The 23,383-nt window shown below is 39.0% G+C and carries 20 protein-coding genes and 2 pseudogenes; 14 read left to right on the top strand and 8 right to left on the bottom strand.

The window, feature by feature from the left end; genetic code table 11:
• Nucleotides 1–33 precede the first annotated feature (33 nt).
• From PHO71_RS16165 to PHO71_RS16150, 4 genes and pseudogenes are all read left to right on the top strand, one after another.
• Nucleotides 34–1,731 (top strand): Na/Pi cotransporter family protein, encoded by a 1,698-nt coding sequence (locus tag PHO71_RS16165; RefSeq protein WP_300205274.1) that lies wholly within the window; start codon nt 34–36, stop codon nt 1,729–1,731.
• Between the two features lie 163 nt (nt 1,732–1,894).
• A pseudogene (locus PHO71_RS16160) lies at nt 1,895–2,743 on the top strand (HlyD family efflux transporter periplasmic adaptor subunit); the annotation flags it as partial.
• A 23-nt stretch (nt 2,744–2,766) separates the two neighbouring features.
• Nucleotides 2,767–2,964 (top strand): ABC transporter permease, encoded by a 198-nt coding sequence (locus tag PHO71_RS16155; protein ID WP_367279910.1) that lies wholly within the window; start codon nt 2,767–2,769, stop codon nt 2,962–2,964.
• A pseudogene (locus PHO71_RS16150) lies at nt 2,954–3,379 on the top strand (PAS domain-containing sensor histidine kinase); the annotation flags it as partial. The gene PHO71_RS16155 and the pseudogene PHO71_RS16150, both read left to right, overlap by 11 nt.
• 64 nt (nt 3,380–3,443) lie before the next feature.
• Here PHO71_RS16150 and rd read toward each other — a convergent pair.
• Nucleotides 3,444–3,608: a rubredoxin gene (rd, locus tag PHO71_RS16145; RefSeq protein ID WP_300205272.1), complete on the bottom strand. Its 165-nt coding sequence runs from the start codon at nt 3,606–3,608 to the stop codon at nt 3,444–3,446.
• A gap of 234 nt (nt 3,609–3,842) precedes the next feature.
• Between rd and PHO71_RS16140 the strand changes: the two genes are divergently transcribed.
• From PHO71_RS16140 to PHO71_RS16120, 5 genes are all read left to right on the top strand, one after another.
• Nucleotides 3,843–5,018: an ATP-binding protein gene (locus PHO71_RS16140; RefSeq protein ID WP_300205270.1), complete on the top strand. Its 1,176-nt coding sequence runs from the start codon at nt 3,843–3,845 to the stop codon at nt 5,016–5,018.
• Nucleotides 5,019–5,109: 91 nt separating this feature from the next.
• Complete coding sequence (locus tag PHO71_RS16135) at nt 5,110–7,812, top strand: calcium-translocating P-type ATPase, PMCA-type (protein WP_300205268.1); 2,703 nt, start codon at nt 5,110–5,112, stop codon at nt 7,810–7,812.
• Nucleotides 7,802–8,428, top strand: a complete 627-nt coding sequence (locus PHO71_RS16130; protein ID WP_300205266.1) for an HAD family phosphatase — start codon at nt 7,802–7,804, stop codon at nt 8,426–8,428. Before PHO71_RS16135 ends, PHO71_RS16130 begins: the two co-directional genes overlap by 11 nt.
• A gap of 10 nt (nt 8,429–8,438) precedes the next feature.
• Nucleotides 8,439–9,392 (top strand): bifunctional riboflavin kinase/FAD synthetase, encoded by a 954-nt coding sequence (locus PHO71_RS16125; RefSeq protein ID WP_300205264.1) that lies wholly within the window; start codon nt 8,439–8,441, stop codon nt 9,390–9,392.
• A gap of 18 nt (nt 9,393–9,410) precedes the next feature.
• Complete coding sequence (locus PHO71_RS16120; protein WP_300205262.1) at nt 9,411–10,193, top strand: CPBP family intramembrane glutamic endopeptidase; 783 nt, start codon at nt 9,411–9,413, stop codon at nt 10,191–10,193.
• A gap of 424 nt (nt 10,194–10,617) precedes the next feature.
• Here the strand turns inward: PHO71_RS16120 and PHO71_RS16115 are convergent, their stop codons facing one another.
• From PHO71_RS16115 to PHO71_RS16100, 4 genes are all read right to left on the bottom strand, one after another.
• Complete coding sequence (locus PHO71_RS16115; RefSeq protein WP_300205260.1) at nt 10,618–11,043, bottom strand: SufE family protein; 426 nt, start codon at nt 11,041–11,043, stop codon at nt 10,618–10,620.
• 79 nt (nt 11,044–11,122) lie between these two features.
• Nucleotides 11,123–12,106 carry a M28 family peptidase gene (locus tag PHO71_RS16110; RefSeq protein ID WP_300205310.1) on the bottom strand — a complete coding sequence of 328 codons (984 nt, stop codon included), beginning with the start codon at nt 12,104–12,106 and terminating at the stop codon, nt 11,123–11,125.
• A gap of 71 nt (nt 12,107–12,177) precedes the next feature.
• Nucleotides 12,178–13,086 carry an LD-carboxypeptidase gene (locus PHO71_RS16105; protein ID WP_300205258.1) on the bottom strand — a complete coding sequence of 303 codons (909 nt, stop codon included), beginning with the start codon at nt 13,084–13,086 and terminating at the stop codon, nt 12,178–12,180.
• 4 nt (nt 13,087–13,090) lie between these two features.
• Complete coding sequence (locus PHO71_RS16100; RefSeq protein WP_300205256.1) at nt 13,091–13,894, bottom strand: glycoside hydrolase family 16 protein; 804 nt, start codon at nt 13,892–13,894, stop codon at nt 13,091–13,093.
• 177 nt (nt 13,895–14,071) lie between these two features.
• Here PHO71_RS16100 and PHO71_RS16095 point away from each other — a divergent pair, with 177 nt between their 5' ends.
• A complete protein-coding gene (locus PHO71_RS16095; RefSeq protein WP_300205254.1) occupies nt 14,072–15,019 on the top strand; it encodes a phosphate acyltransferase in 948 nt (315 codons plus the stop codon).
• 17 nt (nt 15,020–15,036) lie between these two features.
• Nucleotides 15,037–16,098, top strand: coding sequence for a butyrate kinase (buk, locus tag PHO71_RS16090; RefSeq protein ID WP_300205252.1), 1,062 nt, complete (start codon nt 15,037–15,039; stop codon nt 16,096–16,098).
• 385 nt (nt 16,099–16,483) lie between these two features.
• Here buk and pnp read toward each other — a convergent pair whose 3' ends face one another.
• Nucleotides 16,484–18,610 (bottom strand): polyribonucleotide nucleotidyltransferase, encoded by a 2,127-nt coding sequence (gene pnp, locus PHO71_RS16085; protein ID WP_300205250.1) that lies wholly within the window; start codon nt 18,608–18,610, stop codon nt 16,484–16,486.
• A 195-nt stretch (nt 18,611–18,805) separates the two neighbouring features.
• Here pnp and PHO71_RS16080 point away from each other — a divergent pair, with 195 nt between their 5' ends.
• From PHO71_RS16080 to PHO71_RS16070, 3 genes are all read left to right on the top strand, one after another.
• Nucleotides 18,806–19,957 (top strand): DUF4369 domain-containing protein, encoded by a 1,152-nt coding sequence (locus PHO71_RS16080; RefSeq protein ID WP_300205248.1) that lies wholly within the window; start codon nt 18,806–18,808, stop codon nt 19,955–19,957.
• Nucleotides 19,958–20,134: 177 nt separating this feature from the next.
• A complete protein-coding gene (greA, locus tag PHO71_RS16075) occupies nt 20,135–20,599 on the top strand; it encodes a transcription elongation factor GreA (RefSeq protein ID WP_300205246.1) in 465 nt (154 codons plus the stop codon).
• A 51-nt stretch (nt 20,600–20,650) separates the two neighbouring features.
• On the top strand, nt 20,651–21,043 hold the full coding sequence (locus tag PHO71_RS16070; protein WP_300205244.1) for an HIT family protein: 393 nt from the start codon (nt 20,651–20,653) through the stop codon (nt 21,041–21,043).
• A gap of 76 nt (nt 21,044–21,119) precedes the next feature.
• Here the strand turns inward: PHO71_RS16070 and PHO71_RS16065 are convergent, their stop codons facing one another.
• Complete coding sequence (locus PHO71_RS16065) at nt 21,120–22,046, bottom strand: DMT family transporter (protein WP_300205242.1); 927 nt, start codon at nt 22,044–22,046, stop codon at nt 21,120–21,122.
• Nucleotides 22,047–22,054: 8 nt separating this feature from the next.
• On the bottom strand, nt 22,055–23,296 hold the full coding sequence (locus tag PHO71_RS16060; RefSeq protein ID WP_300205240.1) for an MFS transporter: 1,242 nt from the start codon (nt 23,294–23,296) through the stop codon (nt 22,055–22,057).
• Nucleotides 23,297–23,383: the final 87 nt, after the last annotated feature.

Below are 23,383 nucleotides of genomic sequence, written 5' to 3'. Positions count from 1 at the left end.
ATAGAGAACAAACAACCACTAATATTATTATAGATGGAATATTCTTTTTATGATTTTTTAAAGCTCATAGGTTCATTAGGACTCTTCCTGTATGGAATGAAAATAATGAGCGAGGGCTTGCAAAAAGTCGCGGGCGACAGGCTACGAAGTATTCTGACGGCAATGACTACTAACCGGGTAACGGGAGTATTAACAGGGGTGTTAATCACAGCTCTTATCCAATCCTCCTCAGCAACAACAGTCATGGTAGTAAGTTTCGTCAATGCCGGACTGCTGACTTTAGCCGAATCTATCAGCGTAATTATGGGTGCCAATATCGGTACTACAGTTACTGCTTGGATTATCTCAGTTTTTGGATTTAAAGTTGATATGGCGGCTTTTGCCCTTCCGCTTCTGGCGATTGCCTTACCGCTGATCTTCTCTGGCAAAAGTAACCGTAAATCTATCGGTGAATTTGTTTTCGGTTTTTCTTTCCTCTTCATGGGGCTCTCTTATTTGAAAGCAAATGCTCCAGACCTGAATTCTAACCCCGAAATGCTTGCCTTTGTACAGAACTATACGGATATGGGATTTTTCTCCGTCCTCCTGTTCTTATTTATTGGTACTATACTTACTATGATCGTACAAGCCTCGGCAGCTACCATGGCAATAACTCTGATTATGTGCGCCAATGGTTGGATTAGTCTCGAACTGGGAGCAGCTCTAGTATTAGGAGAAAATATCGGAACCACTATCACAGCCAATCTTGCCGCATTAACAGCCAACACACAGGCTAAGCGAGCGGCATTGGCTCATTTTGTTTTTAATGTGTTCGGCGTTATTTGGGTACTGATCATCTTCCATCCTTTTATGCAATTTGTAAATTGGGTGGTTGATACATTCTTCCAGACAAGTAATCCCGAAGTGGCTATCTCTTATAAGCTATCCGCCTTTCACTCTATCTTCAATATATGTAACGTATGTATCCTGATATGGAGTGTGAAACTAATAGAACGAACTGTATGTGCTTTAATTCATCCCAAAGAAGAAGACGAAGAGCCGCGCTTGCGGTTCATCACCGGTGGTATGCTTTCTACAGCAGAGCTTTCTATTCTTCAGGCACGTAAAGAAATTCATCTGTTTGCAGAACGTACACACCGTATGTTCGGAATGGTGCAAGACCTGCTACATACAGAAAAGGATGATGATTTCAATAAGCTGTTCAGCAGGATTGAGAAATATGAGAATATCAGTGATAATATGGAGTTGGAAATAGCCAACTATCTGAATCAGGTATCCGAAGGACGTTTAAGTTCTGAGAGTAAGTTGCAAATACGTGCTATGTTACGCGAAGTAACCGAAATCGAAAGTATTGGTGATAGTTGTTACAATCTAGCCCGTACCATCAATCGCAAACGTCAAACGAATCAGGACTTTACCGAAAAGCAGTACGAGCATATTCACTTCATGATGAAACTTACAAGTGATGCTCTTTCGCAAATGATTGTGGTGGTAGAAAAGTTGGAACATCAAAGTATTGATATCAATAAGTCTTTCAATATTGAAAATGAAATTAACAACTACCGTAATCAATTGAAGAACCAGAATATTCTGGATGTGAATAATAAAGAATATGATTATCAGATGGGAGTTTACTATATGGATATTATTGCCGAATGCGAAAAGCTCGGTGATTATGTAGTCAATGTAGTGGAAGCAAGTAGTGATGTAAAAGAGAAGAAAATCACTTAAAGATTATATTTCGGAAATCAATTCCACATTTTACATAAAAACGCACAGGGTGTTCGAAAACGGACACCCTATTTTTGTTTATACATCTAGTTATCAAAACATTATTTCTTTGGCATAAACTTTGATTTATTATTTGCAACTTATATAAAAATAGAACAAGCTTATGGACAGGGCTATCTCCAAAGAAGAGCAACAGAAAGAACTTAGAAAGAAGATTATTAAATATTCAGCAATCGCTGTGATTACCATTATTATCATTGGAATTCTTATTTCATTGATGAGAAGTAGTGTGGACAAAAAAGATCTGAGCCTCTCTACTGTAGATAAAGGAATAATAGAGGTATCTGTCAGTGCATCAGGTAAAGTTGTTCCGGCATTTGAAGAAATTATTAATTCACCAATCGACACACGTATTGTAGAAGTTTACAAGAAAGGGGGAGATTCTGTAGATATAGGGACCCCGATTTTTAAATTGGACTTGCAAAGTACAGAGACAGAATATAAGAAATTACAGGATGAAGAGCAAATGAAAAGCCACCAATTGGAACAGTTCAAAGTGAATAATCGAACCAAAATGAATGATCTCGCAATGCAGATCAAAGTATCAGCGATGAAACTGAACCGAATGACTGTAGAATTACGTAATGAGCGTTATCTGGACAGCCTCGGTGCAGGCACGACAGATAAAGTGCGCGAAGTGGAACTTAACTACAACGTTGCCCAACTGGAACTGGAACAACTGAAACAACAATATAAGAATGATCAACAGATTCGCTCTCCCCGCAAAGCGATTCTCACTTACATCAATAATCAGGTAGGAATGCAAGTATCCAAAGGAAGTCAAGTGGCTATTATATCGGACCTCTCACATTTCAAAGTAGACGGTGAGATAGCCGATTCATACGGTGACCGGATTTCGACGGGGAGTAAAGCGATCGTAAAGATTGGGATTGAGAAATTGCCAGGCATCGTAAGCAACGTGATTCCAATTTTTAAAAACGGTGTAGTAGCCTTACTTTGTCGCGTATGTAGGAGATAGGAATACGCAAGTCTTTCAGAGCTACCCGGAGACAGATTGTCAATCAGGTATTAAGCGAAAATCTGGTTTTCACATTCTTCGGCGGTATATTAGGTATGCTACTCTCCTATCTGGGCATATTTCTGATGCACGACTGGCTTCTGAACGGCGATCCGTACATTTCGCCTGAAATAAATGATTGCAGTCGATCTTAATGAAATGCTTGTTTCCTGTAAATGCTTCATGGAGCCACATTGTCTCAACAAGAATATAATAATTAACACAAACTTGCACTACACACCGATCGAAATGAAAATAGACCGGATTCTTTTTGAACAAGTGATTGTAAACATCATTAAGAATGCCGCAGAAAGCATAGAAGAAAATGGTGATATATATATTACTACTACCCGAAATCCAGTCTGTATTGAAATGTCTGATACAGGGAAAGGAATCAGCAAAGAGACAGAAACCAAATTATTCAGTCCCTTCTTTTCCACCAAACCTAACGGCCAGGGTATTGGACTAATATTTATACGTAAAGTTCTTTTCAGACATGGATGTACGTTCTCTTTAAAAACATATGCCAACGGACTGATGAAATTCAAAATAATATTCAAAACTATCTAAAAAATAATCGGATATGTTATTGACACATATCCGATTATTTAAATTAACAGTTTTTTTCTCTCTTTTATTCTTCATACGGTTCGAAATCTTCTTTACCTACTCCGCAAAGAGGGCATACCCAATCCTCCGGAATATCTTCAAATGCTGTACCCGGATCAATTCCACTTTCCGGATCTCCTTGTTCGGGATCATAAATGTATTCACAAACCGTGCAAATGTACTTTCTCATACTGTTCGTTTTTTATTGGTTTTCTAATAATAAAACGCAAATATAAGCAAAATGTTCAGTTTTTCTTTTTTTTAATAAAGAGAAAAAAGTACCTTTGTAAACACATGTAATCACATCTTGAATAAAAAACATATCATGTACACAGTGCTGCTATACACATTTATATCCACATTTATATTCATATGTATTATCCTGCTAAGCATTTTTTTGTGGGAACGAAAAAAACGATTTTATATGCGACAACAGTTGCTACAGGATTCTAAAGAGTTGAGTGATACCTATCATATAACTGACGCTATACTGAGAAATGTACATGCTTTTATTTTATTGATAGATAATGACTTTAAAGTACAAAAGACTAACTACTATCAACAAACCGGAGCATTAGAAAGTTTGGATCAAAAAAGAGTTGGCGATTTGTTACAATGCCGCAATGCTTTATCCGCTGAAGGAGGCTGTGGTACACACATTTATTGTGGTTCTTGTCCTATACGCCACGCCATTCAAGAAGCTTTTGATCAAAAAAAGAGTTTTACCAATTTAGAAGCAACTTTAAATATAGCTACATCCGAGACCAAATCTGTTGAATGTGACGCAATTATTTCTGGTTCTTACCTTTTACTTGATAAAGAAGAGAAAATGGTACTTACTGTACATGATGTCACTAAACAGAAACAGACAGAAAGAGCATTAGCACAAGCTAAGGAAAAAGCTGAAGAAGCTGATATTTCGAAATCTGTTTTCCTCGCTAATATGAGTCACGAAATACGCACTCCACTGAATGCAATCATGGGATTTTCCGAAATATTGGGAGTCGCCAATTCAACGGAAGAAAAAGTGCAATACCAGCAAATAATCAAGATGAACGCTGAACTCCTGTTACAACTGATTAACGATATTCTTGATATGTCTAAAATAGAAGCAGGAACTCTTGAGTTCGTACGTGCAGAAGTAGATGTCAATCTATTAATATCTGAATTACAGCAACTTTTCCAAATGAGAGCTGCTGAAACCGGAGGAAATATAAAGATATTAGCAGAGGCTCCACTCCCCTCCTGTCTGATACAAACTGACCGTAATCGTATCTCACAGGTACTTGCCAACTTTATGACCAACGCTATCAAGTTTACTAAAAAAGGAAGTATTCGTATCGGCTACGAGGCAAGAGAGAACGTACTTTATTTTTATGTCATTGATACAGGAATGGGAATCGCGAAAGATAAGTTACCGGAAGTATTCGAACGTTTTGTAAAACTAAACAAAGACAAAAAAGGAACGGGATTAGGACTTTCCATTGCGAAAACTATTATAACCAAGCTAGATGGATTGATTGGTGTAGATTCAGAAGAAGGAAAAGGCTCTACATTCTGGTTTACGATCCCCTATAGTTCATGCGGAAAACCACAATGAATAATTGTAACTTCATAAAAAGTTTTAATTAAACATCTTATCACAATTTAATATTGTACTTTTGTCTCCCTAACTAAACGCATGTATCTGCATGAGTGCAAAAAAAGATGATTTCAATCATTTAGGGCTTACTGATAAGGAAGTCCTACAAAGCAGGGAAAAAAATGGAGTAAACCTGCTGACACCTCCTAAGCGTCCATCTCTTTGGAAACTTTATCTCGAAAAGTTTGAGGACCCTGTTGTACGCGTATTGCTAATAGCTGCCGCATTTTCACTGATTATTTCTATCATCGAAAATGAATATGCCGAAACGATCGGAATTATTGCAGCAATCCTCCTTGCTACGGGTATCGGTTTCTTTTTCGAATACGATGCTAACAAAAAATTCGATCTGCTGAATGCTGTCAATGAAGAGACTTTAGTCAAAGTGATTCGAAACGGACACGTTCAGGAAGTTCCCCGCAAAGATATTGTGGTTGGTGATATTGTGATTTTGGAAACGGGAGAGGAAATTCCTGCCGATGGAGAATTAGTGGAAGCTATTTCCTTACAAATCAACGAATCCAATCTGACTGGAGAACCCGTAATCAATAAAACTGTCATTGAGGCGGATTTCGATGAAGAAGCAACATATGCCTCTAACTTGGTTATGCGCGGAACCACCGTAGTGGATGGTCACGGAACAATGCGTGTACTACATGTAGGAGATGCTACAGAAATTGGTAAGGTAGCCCGCCAGAGCACGGAACAGAATCTGGAACCAACTCCGTTGAACATCCAATTGACCAAACTTGCCAACCTGATCGGAAAGATTGGGTTTACTGTTGCAGGACTGGCTTTCCTTATTTTCTTTGTAAAGGATGTGCTGCTATATTATGATTTTGCCACACTAAGCGGTTGGCATGAATGGCTTCCTGTTCTCGAACGGACACTTAAATACTTTATGATGGCCGTTACTCTGATCGTAGTAGCTGTTCCGGAAGGTCTACCGATGAGTGTTACATTAAGTCTGGCTTTGAATATGCGTCGTATGCTTTCTACCAATAATCTGGTGAGAAAGATGCACGCTTGCGAGACAATGGGGGCTATCACTGTCATTTGTACCGATAAAACGGGCACATTGACTCAGAACCAAATGCAAGTTTATGAGCCGAACTTTTATGGAATCAAGAACAACAGTCAGTTGTCCGATGACGATATCAGCACTCTTATTGCGGAAGGAATCAGTGCTAACTCGACTGCTTTCCTTGAAGAAACAACAACTGATGAAAAGCCAAAGGGAGTAGGAAACCCAACTGAAGTAGCTTTATTATTATGGCTCAACAGTCAGGGAAGAAACTATCTGGAGCTCAGAGAGAATGTACATATTCTCGATCAATTGACGTTCTCGACAGAACGCAAATTCATGGCAACGCTGGTAGAATCACCGATTATCGGAAAGAAAATACTTTATATCAAAGGTGCTCCCGAAATAGTTCTCGGCAAATGTAAAGAAGTCATATTAGACGGACGCCGTGTAGATGCGGTAGAATATCGCTCAACGGTAGAAACACAGTTACTGAACTATCAGAATATGGCAATGCGTACACTTGGTTTTGCCTTCAAGATTGTAGGAGAAAATGAGCTGAATGACTGTACAGAACTTGTCTCTGCCAATGATCTTAACTTCTTAGGTGTAGTTGCAATTTCAGACCCCATCCGCTCGGATGTACCTGCTGCCGTTGCTAAATGCCAATCCGCCGGTATCGGAATTAAGATTGTCACCGGCGACACTCCAGGCACTGCCACGGAGATTGCTCGCCAAATTGGATTATGGAATCCCGAAACGGATACTGAATGGAACCGTATTACAGGTGTTGCCTTTGCTGAATTAAGTGATGAAGAGGCTTTAGACCGGATCATGGACCTTAAAATCATGTCTCGTGCCCGCCCTACAGATAAACAACGCCTGGTACAACTGCTTCAGCAAAAAGGGGCAGTAGTTGCCGTAACCGGTGATGGTACGAATGACGCTCCCGCTCTGAATCATGCTCAGGTAGGATTGTCAATGGGTACAGGAACTTCAGTAGCCAAAGAAGCAAGTGATATCACTCTGCTCGATGATTCGTTCAATAGTATCGGAACAGCCGTTATGTGGGGACGTTCACTTTATAAAAATATCCAACGGTTTATCGTATTCCAGCTGACAATTAATTTTGTAGCTCTTTTAATCGTACTGTTAGGTTCTGTCATTGGCACAGAACTGCCACTTACCGTTACGCAAATGCTGTGGGTAAATCTGATTATGGATACTTTTGCCGCTTTGGCTTTGGCTTCTATTCCTCCCAGCGAAACCGTTATGCAAGATAAGCCTCGCCGTAGCAGCGATTTTATCATTACGAAGGCAATGAAGCATAATATATTAGGAGTAGGTTCTGTCTTCCTTATTATACTGCTGGGAATGATCTATTATTTCGACCACACTCCTCAAGGTATGGACGTACACAATCTTACTATCTTCTTCACCTTCTTCGTCATGCTTCAGTTCTGGAATCTCTTCAATGCCCGTGTATTCGGTACCACCGATTCTGCATTCAAGGGAATTTCCAAATCATATGGTATGGAATTAATCATCCTGGCTATTCTGGCCGGTCAGTTCCTTATTGTACAGTTTGGCGGAGCCGTATTCCGTACAACACCGCTCGACTGGCAAACCTGGCTTTGTATAATAGGTGTTTCTTCCATGGTTTTATGGGTTGGAGAACTTATTCGCCTTGTTCAACGTATTACTCACAAAAATAATAATGAAAAGTAAAGGAATTAAAAACCTCCTTATCGATCTTGGCGGTGTACTTATAAATCTCGACCGCCAACGTTGTATTGACAATTTTAAGAAATTAGGATGTGAACATATGGAAGCCCTGCTGAATTTTTATCATCAGCAGGGAATCTTCATGCAACAGGAGAAAGGATTGATTACCTCTGCCGAATTCCGCAATGGAGTTCGTGAAATGATGGGAAAAACCCTTAGCGATGAACAGATTGATGCTGCCTGGAATAGTTTTCTGGTAGACATACCTGCACTTAAACTTGAACTTTTATTGAAGCTCCGTGAGAAATATGTGGTCTATCTACTCAGTAATACAAACGCTATCCATTGGGAATGGATTTGCAAGAATGCCTTCCCCTACCGTACATTCAAAGCAGAAGATTACTTCGAAAAAGCTTATCTCTCTTTTGAAATGAAGATGATCAAACCTGATACGGAAATCTTTGAAGCCGTCATTGAAGATGCGGGTATTAACCCAAAAGAAACTTTCTTCATTGATGACTCTGAAATAAATTGTAAAGCAGCTCAAGAATTAGGAATTTCCACCTATACTCCAAAAGCCGGAGAAGATTGGAGTCATTTATTCAACAGAAAAAGGTAATTTTGCAGCTATGCAGATTATACGTGATACAGACGCTATAGTTCCTGAACCATGTGTAGCTACTATCGGTTTTTTTGATGGAGTACACGTAGGGCACCGCTATTTGATTCAACAAGTGAAAGAAATAGCTGCAGCAAAAGGTTTACATTCTGCATTAGTCACTTTTCCTGTTCATCCCCGTAAGGTGATGGATTCAGATTACCATCCTGAGTTGCTAACTACCTTGGACGAGAAAATCAGTTTATTGGCTGATACCGGGGTAGACTACTGTCTGATGCTCGATTTCACACCCGGAATTTCCAGTTTGACAGCTCTGGAGTTTATGACTCGGTTGTTGAAGGAGCGTTTTCATGTGAAATGTTTGGTAATAGGCTATGATCACCGTTTTGGGCATAATCGGAGGGAAGGATTTGAAGATTATGTACGTTATGGTAAGTCTATCGGCATTGAAGTGGTTCGTGCTCTTGCTTGCACGGATCATATAGAAATAAATGATACTAAAAAGGTAGCAATAAGTTCTTCACTTATTCGGAAACTGCTTCATCAAGGAGATATGGATTTAGCCGCTCGCTGTCTAAAATATAAATATTTTTTGGATGGTACAGTCGTAAGCGGTTATCAAGTAGGAAGAAAAATAGGATTTCCAACTGCTAACTTAAGTGTTGATGACCCCGACAAGTTGATTCCTGCAGATGGAGTATATGCTGTTTGGGTAACTTTTGACGGGAAAACTTATATGGGTATGTTGAATATTGGAGTACGCCCCACTATTGACAATGGTTCCAACCGGAGTATCGAGGTAAACATCCTTCATTTCCATTCAGATATTTATGATAAATTTATCCGGCTTACTTTTGTAAAGCGCACACGTCCCGAATTGAAGTTCAACAATATTGAAGAATTAATCAAAGAACTTCATAAGGATGCTAAAGAAGTAGAAGCCATACTAAATACACCTTCGTAGAATAAAAAAATAACGGATATGAAAACTTCTCTAAAACTGATTTTATTATATCTTATCATTGCACAAATAGTCGCCCCCATTCTAATAATGATTCCTTATGTTATTTATCAAGTAGTAACCACAGGAAATATAAGCGATAAAGCACTGGAGCCTTCACTTTTGGTTCCGACACTATTAGCTGGGCAGTTCATGGTGGTAGTCTATTTATGGAAAGCCGGTTACATCAGCAAAGAAAAAACAACTTGGTCACCGATATCTGGATTATATTTATTCCTTAGTGTATTGGCAATTTTCTCTTGCTGGTTTATAGAATTAGCTTTAATGGATTTCATGAAGTGGCTCCCTAATATATTGGAATACCCCTTTGAGATTCTTCAATCCAGTTGGGAAGGAATACTTGCCATAACAATTATAGGTCCGATTTTCGAAGAATTACTATTTCGAGGTGCAATCACCAAAGCCTTATTACAACAGTATAATCCTACAAAAGCAATTCTTCTTTCAGCCTTTATGTTTGGAATAATCCATATCAACCCGATTCAGATTCTTCCAGCATTTTTAACTGGAATACTGTTAGCATGGATTTATTATAAAACACATAGTCTGACACCTTGTATCATCATGCACATTCTTTATAATTCGCTATCAGTTTATGTTAGTACCCAATATCCAGAAGCCAAATATCTGGATGAACTGATTAGTGGAACTCCTTATCTGATCACTGTCTTTACATCTGCTTTACTATTGATAGGAGTTATTTGGTTAATGCGTCAAATCACCATTCATTATCCATGGAAATAGAACAATTACAAACTATTTAATATTCTCATTATAAATATTTCTATATTAATCCAGAATATATAAGGCTTTGCCATAGGTAACTGACAAACAAGAGATTATTTCTCTAATTCAAAACTCATAATTATCAATTTCCATTAAACTTGATCTTTTACATTAGATCAAAAGTTTTAGTCTAATAACTATATATACAAATATTTTTAATCGTTTCTTCGAAAAAAAGGCTTGAAGTAAAACTAGACAAATCATATTGAATCTTTTCTATATCCTCTTCCACTTCTTTAAATTAGAAGGAATATTGCAATGATCTTAAAATGTAATTAAACAACAAATTCCCTTTTCTTCTGATAATACATAAGGAGCAATAAAAGTATTTCTCATATAACGTTTGCGGAAAAAAGTTTTAGAGATCACTGGATAGAGTCAATCACTTCCCTTCTTTCGCTTTGAATGCTAGCGCATACATACGTATTTGTTTTACCATCGAGAGCAAACCATTGCTACGTGTCGGTGATAAATGTTCTTTCAGACCGATCTTATCAATAAAATAAAGGTCTGCATTTAAAATCTCATCGGGTGTATGTCCAGACAGTACTTTTATCAATAAAGCGATAATTCCTTTTACAATTAACGCGTCACTTTCTGCTTGAAAGACAATCTTTCCATCAAGATCATGCGCCTGAAGCCATACACGGCTTTGACAACCTTCAATCAAATTTTGTTCTGTCTTATATTTCTCATCAAGTGGTTCCTGTTCATTTCCCAGATCGATAAGCAGTTGATAACGGTCCATCCAATCATCGAAGTCGCTGAATTCAGCAATCACTTCGTTCTGCAATTCATTTATTGACATATAGAATAATATTTAATTTAGCGATACGCCAACGTGCTAATTCAGTATCTAAAACTTCAATCAGCACATTGATAGATTATTATTTTTCCTTGTAGATTACTTCCAATACAGTTTGTCCTACAGCCTTCAAAGTATTCTTATCAATATGATCCATATTGTCATTGACAGTATGCCAAGTAGGAGTAAAACCACCTTTTGGATCAGAAGCAATAATATCAATTGTTTTGATATGTGCAAGTTCGTTTACAAACAGATGATCATCTGTTACATAACCTCCTTCTTCATCTATGAACATTTTTCCATAGCCCAGTTTCGCAGCCGATTTCCATACTTTTTTATTGATATCCGGCGCATATTTCTCTGAATGTCCTTCTTTCATAAATACAGTATTTTTACCTCCAACCATATCAAGCAAAATACCAAAACGAGCATTATACCCTTGCACGTGCGGGTTACGAGCCCAATATTGGGCACCCAAACACCATGAATTATTATTTCCATCATGTGACCCATAATCTTCTGCATCCAGAAAAATAATATCAATGCCTAATTCCGGCTGTTGCTGATTGACCAAGCGTGCAATCTCTAGCAAAGCTCCTACTCCACTTGCTCCATCATTTGCCCCCAAAACAGGAGTACGATGATTTTTCTCATCAGGATCATCATCCGCCCAAGGGCGAGTGTCCCAATGCGCAAACAAGGCAATTCTTTTTTTACTTTCCGGTTTATAAGAACCAATAATATTCCGCGCTTTCAATAGTGTCCCGTCATATGCTATCAAATCAGCATATTGATTGGTTACTTTTGCACCCAAATCTTCTAATTGTGTAGCCAGATAGTTGCCACACGCTATATGTCCTTTAGAATTTGGCACACGAGGACCGAAATCAACCTGACTCTTTACATACTGATACGCACTATCTGCATCAAACTGAGGCACATTCACTACCGTTGTCTCATTCTCTACTTTGTTAGTACTTCCTGCTTTACTACTTCCTCCACAAGAAAAAGCGGAGAACAACAAGAAAGTACTACCCAATAATATCATAGCTTTCTCTTTCATTGCCATTTTTTTATGTTAAGGCTTCAAAATTAGTCATTTTCATGACAGTATCATCCGGATGGAATAGATTATTAACAATTAAACTTTAGTTCTACATTTTTCTTACCAACTGTAAATTCGACTTTTGCTCCATTAATAAGCGGTAAATTATGAGTCACATGCCCAACCGGAAAGTTAAAACAAACCGGATAGTCGTATTCTTTCACCAAATTCGCTAAAGCCGCATACAATTCCTTACCTAATGAACAATCTTCTTCGTATTCGGTAAACTGTCCGATGATCAATCCTGACAATTTCTCAAGCACACCTCCCAGCTTCAGATTATACATCATTCGTTCAATTGCATGAGGACGCTCGCTCACATCTTCAATAAATAGTACAGTCCCTTCAGCCGGAATATCATAAGGTGTCCCCCGCAAACCATATGCAACTGCCATGTTTCCTCCCCGCAAAGTACCCTGCACACTTCCCTGTTTATTCAACTTATGTTTTTCACAAGTATATTCAGGAAGATTTCCGAATAGAATATCTTTCAGATAACCAGTACAAAGATCATTTTCCGACTCTACCGTGAGATGCCGAGCCATCAACGAATGCAACGAAGCATACCCATTCTTCTGGAAAAGATTATGTAAAGCGGTAATATCACTGAATCCGAGTAACCATTTAGGATGTTCTCTAAATCGGGTAAAATCAATCTTATCTATCAAATGTACGGCTCCATACCCTCCCCGACTACAAAGAATCGCTTTCACTTTTGGGTCGTCCATCGCACTTTGAAGGTCCTTCAAACGCTGTTTGATAGTTCCGGCATAACGCCCACAAGAACTTCCGGCATATTTTCCCATAGCAACCTTCAGCCCCCATGACTCCAAATGCTTCTTCGCACCTTTCAAAAATTGACCATCAATCTTACTAGAAGGAGAAATAATCACCACTTTATCACCTTGTTGCAAAAAAGGAGGAAATTGAATATCCATATTATTATTTTATTGATTTTCGCTGATAAAAACGTACCCAATCCACTTTCATTTCTACCGGGAGTTCTTTGGGATCGACCGCTCCCACCCAGGTACCACCTAATTGCATATCAATCAACAAATAAAAAGGCTCGTTGTAAGGGAACTGTCCTTTTTTTGTTGTCTGTATACGGGGATAAGTAAACGTGTGTATATCATTGATATAGAATAAAAGACTGTCTGGATACATCTCTACTGCAAACACATTATAGCGGTTTGGATAAATCATTCCTTTAGAACCAGACTTAGGAAGGTTTCTTATACCCAATGTATATGTATAATAAGAATGGACTGTTTGATAAGCGATAGAATCGTGATTCAGACGTTCCATAATATCAATCTCACCGCCCACAGGCCACTCCGCATTTTCAGGCAACATCCAGATAGCAGGCCAAGCTCCTTTAGCAGGATCTAATTTAGCACGAATCTCGATACGACCATTGGAGAAGGCTTTCTTGCCTTTCGTATAAACGCCGCCAGTCAGATAAGGAGCTGTATCATTGATTTGAGTATGATTAGCAATTCCTCTCAGCACTAATTCTCCCTTTCGCATAGCGTAGCAGGAATCAAAATCTGTCATATAATTATCCCAATCAGCTCCTCCTCGCGGAATCTTACTCCATATTTGCGCATCGAAACTTTTTTTCTGGTTGAAATTTTCTTTCCATACCAACGACCAGCCAGCTAATTTCTGTGTTGTTTTGCAAGAAACAAGCATCAAGCAAAAGAGTAATGAGCTAATAAATAAAAGAATATTAAACTGTTTCATGTCAATTTTATTTCCAGAGGATTTCTTCTGCAAAAATACACGAAAAAATGATTCTACACATATCTGATCATAAAAACAAATGGAATATAGCAAAATGTTATATAAAGGATAATTTTTTAAGATTATTCTCCTTATTTTTTCAATCATTTTTCAGATATTTGCTAAAAACATAACGTTATGGAACCTATTCAAAGCTTTGCCCAATTAACAGCCCATTTAAAGAAACAAAATCGCAGAAAACGAATTGCTGTAGTTTGCGCCAATGATCCCAACACAGAATATGCTATTGCGCGTGCTTTAGAGGAAGGATTTGCGGAATTTCTTATGATTGGTGATTCTTCTATTTTGAATAAATATCCCACACTCAGAAAATTTCCCAAATATGTGAAAACGATTCACATTGATGATCCGGATGAAGCCGCACGCGAAGCTGTAAGTATTGTACGTGAAGGAGGGGCAGATATTTTGATGAAAGGAATTATCAATACTGACAATTTGCTCCATGCCATACTCGACAAAGAGAAAGGTTTATTACCCAAAGGTAAAATCCTCACTCACCTTGCTGTTATGGAAATCCCGACTTACCATAAGTTACTATTCTTTTCGGATGCTGCCGTAATCCCACGCCCAACCCTACAGCAACGGATAGAAATGATCTGGTACTCTATCTGTACCTGCCGTCATTTCGGCATAGAACAGCCACGAATCGCGCTCATTCATTGTACAGAAAAAGTTAGTGCTAAATTTCCACATTCACTGGACTATGTGAATATTGTGGAACTTGCCGAAGCCGGAGAGTTTGGCAATGTCATCATCGATGGTCCGCTTGACGTACGCACTTCCTGCGAACAAGCGAGCGGAGATATCAAAGGTATTGTTTCTCCCATCAACGGACAAGCAGATGTACTGATTTTCCCGAATATAGAATCCGGCAATGCTTTCTACAAATCTGTATCATTATTCGCAAAAGCAGAAATGGCAGGACTATTGCAAGGTCCCATCTGCCCTGTAGTACTTCCGTCACGCAGCGACTCCGGGTTATCCAAATATTACAGCATCGCAATGGCTTGCCTGCAAGTATCAGGAGACTGCGAATGCAGAAAACAAATTCATCCGAATTCATAATTTAAAATTCAAGCTTAATGAAGATTCTGGCAATTAACCCCGGCTCTACTTCGACCAAGATAGCAGTATATGAAGACGAAACTCCAATTCTTGTTCGCAACATTCGTCATACCGTAGAAGAATTATCCGTTTATCCGCAAGTGATAGACCAGTTCGAATTCCGGAAAAATCTGGTCCTTCAGGAGTTGAAGACTAATGGAATTCCTTTTTCATTTGATGCAATCATCGGACGTGGAGGACTAGTAAAGCCAATTCCCGGTGGTGTATACGAAGTAAACGATGCAATGAAGCATGATACCTTACACGCCATGCGCACTCATGCATGTAACTTAGGAGGATTAATTGCCGATGAACTATCTTCCTATCTACCTGATTGCCGCGCATTTATCGCTGATCCCGGAGTAGTGGATGAATTGGAAGACGTAGCTCGTATCACAGGCTCTCCGTTAATGCCACGAATCACTATCTGGCACGCTTTAAACCAGAAAGCAATTGCCCGCCGGTTCGCAAAGGAACAACAGACTCATTATGAGAATCTGGATTTGATTATCTGCCACTTGGGAGGGGGGATTTCTATTGCAGTCCATCACCACGGACGTGCAATTGACGCCAATAATGCACTGGATGGTGAAGGACCTTTCTCACCAGAACGTGCAGGAACTCTTCCTGCAGGTCAGTTAATAGATTTATGTTTCAGTGGTCAGTTTACCAAGGACGAGCTAAAGAAACGCATTTCGGGACGAGCCGGACTTACGGCCCATTTAGGTACAACTGATGTAGCTGCTATCATCGACTCGATAGAAAAAGGTGACAAAAAAGCGGAACTGGTAATAGATGCTATGATCTATAATATTGCTAAAGCAATTGGTGCAGCCTCCACTGTGCTTTGTGGAAAAATAGATGCTATCCTTTTAACTGGCGGAATAGCTTATTCCGATTATGTAGTTTCCCGCCTGATAAAGCGTATCGCATTTCTGGCTCCTATACACATCTATCCCGGAGAAGATGAAATGGAAGCATTGGCATCGAATGCTCTAAGTGCATTAAAAGATGAACTTCCAATACAAGTTTATAAGTAATATATACCTAGAAGTATTTATGGAGAAAGTCTTTTATGCTATTAATTCAGAAAAGATATTTTAACGATCTAAAAAGCAGTTTTATGTCCACAGGAGAAGGTTTTGCCTACTTTTTCATCACACTCTAAAACGGCATTATTTGCATAAGCATAAAACTTTTTTATGCAAAAAAGCCGTTCCAAAGAAAATTTTCTCATATCTTTGTAACGTGTTAAGTTAATAAATTGATTAAGGTCGATTTTTGACTGTTTCGAATCGGGAAGTATGGGGGTACTTTCCGATTCTTTTTTATATCGTTTACAAAAACAAGGTAAGTATTAAAATAAAAATAGCCCGACTACTAACGTAATCAGGCCATCTATATTATATAGAAACTTTCGTTTCTTTATTTCTTTTCCGGTTTCGGCATCAGAACCTTTCTTGACAGTTTGAATTTACCAGTTTTTGGATCGATATCAATCAACTTAACTTCAATTTCATCGCCTTCCTTAATTCCAGCTTCTTCTACTGTTTCAAGACGTACCCAATCGATTTCCGAGATATGCAGCAAACCGTCTTTGCCCGGCAAGAATTCGATGAATGCACCGTAAGGCATGATAGAACGAACCTTACCTTTATATACTTCACCTATTTCAGGAACAGCAACGATTGCTTTGATCATACGCATAGCATCATCAATACATTTCTTGTTTGTTCCGGAAACTTCGATGCGCCCTATTCCACCAATTTCTTCGATAGTGATGACAGCACCGGTTTCTTCTTGCATACCTTGGATGATCTTTCCGCCCGGGCCGATTATAGCACCGATAAATTCTTTTGGAATAGTCATAGTCTCGATACGAGGAGCATGATCCTTCAAATCTACACGTGGTTCAGCAATTGTATCAGTGATCTTACCGAGGATGTGCAAACGTCCTTCTTTTGCCTGATTCAAAGCACGTTCCAGAATTTCATATGACAGGCCGTCTACCTTAATATCCATCTGAGTAGCAGTGATACCGTCTTTTGTTCCGGTTACCTTGAAGTCCATATCTCCGAGGTGGTCTTCATCACCGAGAATATCAGACAATACAGCATATTTTTCTTCACCTGCATTCTTAATCAATCCCATAGCGATACCAGAAACCGGTTTGTTGATTTTCACACCAGCATCCATCAATGCCAATGTTCCGGCACATACGGTAGCCATAGAAGAAGAACCGTTAGATTCGAGGATATCTGAAACTACACGTACTACGTAGGGATAATTAGCAGGAATCTGTCCTTTCAAAGCACGCCAAGCCAAGTGACCGTGACCGATTTCACGACGACCTACACCACGTTGTGCCTTAGCTTCACCAGTTGAGAAAGGAGGGAAGTTATAATGTAACAGGAAACGTTCTTTTCCGTGAGTCAATACATCGTCTATAATCTTCTCGTCCAACTTCGTACCCAATGTAACAGAAGTCAATGATTGAGTCTCACCACGAGTAAAGATAGCAGATCCGTGAGGACCAGGCAAATAACCTACTTCACACCAAATAGGGCGAATTTCAGTAGTCTTACGGCCATCCAAACGTTTGCCTTCATCAAGAATAGAACGACGCATTGCTTCTTTTTCTACGTCATGATAATAACGGTCGATCAGGGAAGCTTTTACTTCCAATTCTTCTTCAGAGAGCTGAGCCTTGAATTCTTCACAGATAGCTTCGAAAGCATCCATGCGTTCATGCTTGTTCTTATTTCCGGAAGCAGCAATAGCATAAGCCTTATCATAACAAGCGTCACGCACAGCCTTACGCAAATCTTCGTCGTTTACTTCATGACAATATTCGCGTTTTGCTGTTTTGCCAACTTCTTCTGTCAGTTCCATCTGAGCCTTGCAATGAACTTTGATAGCTTCGTGAGCTACTTTCATTGCTTCCAGCAATTCAGCTTCCGATACTTCACTCATTTCGCCTTCTACCATCATGATGTTCTCATAAGTAGCAGCAACCATAAGGTCCATATCAGCTTTTTCCAGTTGGTCAAAAGTTGGATTGATAACGAACTGACCGTCAATACGTGCTACACGTACTTCAGAGATGGGTCCGTTGAAAGGAATATCTGAAACAGCAAGTGCTGCAGAAGCAGCAAGTCCTGCCAAAGCATCCGGCATATCTTCACCATCGGCTGAAAAGAGGATGATGTTCACATATACCTCTGCGTGATAATTGTCGGGGAATAATGGGCGGAGAGCACGGTCTACAAGACGGCAAGTAAGAATTTCATAATCAGAAGCTCTACCTTCTCTTTTAGTGAAACCGCCAGGGAAACGGCCAAATGCCGCAAATTTTTCTTTATACTCTACCTGTAAAGGCATAAAATCTGTTCCGGGAACTGCATCTTTAGCGGCACAAACAGTAGCTAGCAACATGGTATTTCCCATGCGAAGCATTACAGAACCATCTGCCTGTTTTGCCAACTTTCCCGTCTCGAGTGTGATGGTTCTTCCATCAGGTAACTCGATCGTTTTAACAATTGGGTTGATCATAAAAATTGTTTTATCTATACTTTTCTTTCAAAATTCTCGCAAAGATATACATTTATCGTTGTAATCAGGTGGAAATGAGGTAAAAAGTTAGTTGTAATATGATTTTTTTTCAAAATAAGGGTGAAGAACCAGGCAAAATGCTTTGACTAATCTTGAAAAGAAGTATATTTGCAACTCTTATAATACACACACGATATGAAAAAAATAACTTTTGCAGCTCTTGCTGCACTTACCATTACAGCTTGTAGTTCGGATCCTGAATTCCGCGTAAACGGAGATGTGTCGGGAGCTGACGGGAAAATGCTTTATTTGGAAGCTTCCGGGCTGGAAGGTATTGTTCCACTTGATTCTGCTAAGCTAAATGAGGAAGGTAAATTCAACTTCAAGCAACCCCGCCCCGGATCACCCGAATTCTACCGATTGCGGGTAGAGGATAAGGTTATCAATTTCTCTGTTGATTCAATTGAAACAATTCAAATTAATGCTCCTTATACCGATTTTTCTACAGCATATACGGTTGAAGGTTCAGAAAACAGTAAAAAGATTAAAGAGCTGACAATAAAGCAAGTTCTCCTTCAGAAAGATGTGAATAATTTGTTGAATGCATTACGTGCCAACAAATTAAGCCATAATATTCTCGAAGATAGTTTGGCTGCAATGGTGAAGAAGTACAAAGAGGATGTTAAAATGAATTATATTTTCGCTGCTCCTAATACCGCAGCCGCTTATTTTGCTTTGTTTCAGAAACTCAACGACTATTTGATATTCGATCCATTGAACAACAAAGACGATGTAAGATGTTTCGCAGCTGTTGCCACCAGCCTCAACAATGCTTTCCCTCATGCTGTACGTTCAAAGAACCTTTATAATATTGTGATCAAAGGAATGAAGAATACTCGCCAGTCCGAAGGCAAGAATCTGGAAATCCCACAAGACAAGATCATCGAAACAGGTATCATCGACATCGCTTTACGCGACGTAAAAGGAAATATACGCAAGCTGACTGACCTGAAAGGCAAAGTAGTATTGCTTGATTTCACTGTATTCCAGGCTCCTGCCGGTTCTACACATAATCTGGTGCTTCGTGAATTATATAATAAGTATGCTTCACAAGGATTGGAAATCTATCAGGTATCCCTGGATGCTGATGAACACTTCTGGAAAACTTCCGCAGCTAATCTGCCTTGGATATGTGTACGCGATGGTAACGGAGTATACTCTAGCAACGTAGCTGTATATAATGTCCGTCAGATACCATCCATTTTCCTGGTCAATCGCGACAATGAATTGAAACTTCGCGGAGAAGATATCAAGGACTTGGAAGCATCTGTCAAATCGATGCTTTAAGTTGTTACAATTTAGCATAATTCATTTAAATATGTTACATAGCATTCTTTTTTGCTTGACACATATCACTTAAAAAGCTATCTTTGCAAAGAAATCATTGAAAGAGGGTTCCAACATGACTCATGTTGGAATTCTTTTTTGTTTATATGACCATTTTAAATTAAAGGAGGAAACATCATGGCTTATATGTCAGAAGAAGGTTACAAAAAACTAATGGCGGAACTCAAAGAACTGGAAACAGTGGAACGCCCTAAAATCTCCGCGGCAATAGCTGAAGCTAGAGATAAAGGAGATTTGTCAGAAAATGCAGAATACGATGCTGCTAAAGAAGCGCAAGGAATGTTGGAAATGCGTATCAACAAGCTGAAAACCATTATCGCAGATGCTAAGATCATCGATGAATCAAAACTGAAAACTGATTCCGTACAGATCTTGAACAAAGTGGAACTGAAGAATGTAAAGAATGGTATGAAGATGACTTATACCATCGTTTCTGAGAGTGAAGCCAACCTGAAAGAAGGAAAGATTTCTGTAAATACACCTATCGCACAAGGACTACTTGGCAAGAAGGTAGGTGAGGTTGCTGAAATCAAGGTTCCGCAAGGTCAGATTGCACTGGAAGTAGTGAATATATCATTTTAATGTTAAGGCAGGTCTCCATATGGAGCTTGCCTTCTTTTATCTATATACGTTATGGCAACAATATTCAGCAGAATTATCGCAGGTGAAATTCCCTGCTACAAGGTAGCCGAAGACGACAAGTTCTTTGCTTTCCTTGACATCAACCCGTTGGTAAAAGGACATACGTTGGTAGTTCCTAAACAAGAGGTGGATTATATTTTCGATTTGAGTGATGAAGATCTGGCAGCAATGCACATCTTTGCCAAGAAAATAGCTAAAGCCATTAAAAAGGCTTTCCCTTGTCAGAAAGTTGGTGAAGCAGTTATTGGTCTGGAAGTTCCTCATGCTCATATTCATCTGATCCCTATCCGGAAAGAATCGGATATGCTGTTTTCTAATCCTAAATTAAAATTATCGGATGAAGAATTTGCAGCCATAGCTAAAGCAATCAGCTCCTCTTTATAAAACATGATGATTAAATATTTGAGAGACATCTCTATAGTGATATAGGGATGTCTTTTTTCCAATACACTTCTTATTTCTATTTTTTGTTTTTCAACGGGTTCACCGATTGCTCTTTACTTTCAGCGACTTCTACCAGATAAACTCCCACACAGATAAACAAAATGGCAAAAGTCTGTGTCCAGCTAAAACGGTCCTGCCCTAGTGCTAAAGAAACAATTGTTGCAACAATAAGTATCAAATAACCATAGATGGCAACGACTGTTGCCTTCAAATATTTCAATCCGACAGGAATCAGCAAATAGCTGACAGTAGTCGGGAAAATCAAAACAAACATCAGAACCAGAAAAGGTTGCCAGTGAATAGGCATAGACAACACCGGAGCATCAAAGCCGATGAAAGCAGTCACAATAAGTCCACAAATTGCTGCCCCCGTAAAAGTGTAGCGCAGCATAGTCATTGCACCCACATTTGTCAGAATACGTTGGCTTGCTATCAGATAAATGGCATAGACCACAGAGCTTAATAAACATAGCATATTTCCGTTAAATGCATCGGCTGCCAAATCATCACTTTTCTGCGTCAGGACACAGACTAGCGCGCCAGCCAAAGCAATAACAATTCCTATGACTTTCTTTGCCGTGGCTTTTTCTTTTAAAAAAAATATCATAATGAGAAAAACCCAAATAGGCTGGAGACTCGTGAAGATAGAACTCGAAACAGGAGTGGTTTTACTCAACCCGATCAGATAAAGAAACATAAAGCCATAAAGTCCTAAAGCTCCTAACAATAAAAGTAATCCTTTTTCTCTCGGAGTTGATTTTTCTTTAGGCATAAACCAGCCGATCACCCAAAAGGCTATTGCAGCAAAAGTACAACGAATGGCAGTACCGGTCAAAGGGCTCATCCATAACGGAAGAAGGTATTTTAGTGCATTCATATTCAAGCCACTGAATATCTTCGATACCGCCATACTCAAGTTGGCTTCCAGTTTCTTATTCTCCATTGTTAGTTTTAATTCAATTGGTCATTAAACAAAAATTTATGCCGACAAACATAAGCCCATATAAGTGTAATGATTGTAATGCAAAGGTTGAATACAAAGGCAAACTGCTGCGTTTTAATATGTAACGCTGACTTAAAAAAGTCAATAACAAAAGGACAGAGTAAAATAGCGAGATAATTCATCATCATCACAAAAGCTAGTGCTAACGTTACCATTCGGGGAATAGCCGTGTGAGTGGTTTTATCATAAATAATCGGTTGGATCACCCCAAAACCTAAGCCGACAAAAACACATCCGGGTGCTATCACCCACTCCTTCGGAGAAATCCAGATTAAAGTAAGACCGATGGCAATAAATAATAAGCTATAGAATTTAGTTTTCTCTTTCAACCGACCGACAATTTGATTGAGAAAAAAGCCAGGTGTCATGATAGCCAAAAAGAATAGAGATATCATAATGCCGGAGTTTCCACTGGTAAAATGATATTCTTCCATCAAAAAAGGAAGATTAAAGGCTACAGCCAATGCGAGGAAAGTAGATAGTCCATAAAAAAGCATTACTTGTACCAAATGTTTCACATTGATGCCATTCTTACTGTGTAATGTATCTGTATCTACTTCTTCATTGATGTTCTCATCTGCTGACTCTTTTTTGACAAGTGAGGAGTCACCTTCGCTGTTCATACTTCTTTTCAAATAGACAGATAAGACAAGAGATACGATAGGAAGCAAATAAACCACAAAAGGAAGATGCCAATTTACTTCTGCCAAATAACCGGTAACAGTAGTGGCAACAACAAGTGTCATATTAGTTATAGCAGAACTAAGACCAAACTGCTTTACTCTGTAAGCCCCGCTAAAATATTTTGAAATCAAACCAGTAGATAAGGGAACAATCATTCCGGAACCTACTCCGAGCATGGCACTGACAGCAATTAGCTGCCACATCTTATTAGACATTAAATATAAAAAACCACTCAATGCAAAAATCACAAGTCCTGCCTGAAGCAAACGGATAAAATTTACTTTCTCCGTAAGCTTACCTGATAATAGAATAAAAGGAATAATCAATAAAGAAGGTAACGATGACAGCATCTGAATATCCAGTTCCGTGGAAAGAGGGAAGATAACAGAAAGTTTCCCCAGAATAGGAGATACTGCTAATCCGGGTATCGCATTCAATGCTGATATTGACCAGATGCCAATCAAGGTAATAAGGGGAATAGTCCCATGCCCCGTCTGTATCCTCATATTATTTATATAATAGTTAGTATTTAGGTTAGAAAAGAACAATCACACTGCAATAAAGTTCACCCCTTAATAAACGCCAAATAATGT

Origin of the sequence: Bacteroides sp. (assembly GCF_028690125.1) — a bacterium.
In the GTDB taxonomy this organism is placed as follows: Bacteria; Bacteroidota; Bacteroidia; order Bacteroidales; family Bacteroidaceae; genus Bacteroides.
The sequence above is the reverse complement of the archived record's forward strand: the minus strand, read 5'-3'. Positions and strand labels throughout refer to the sequence as shown.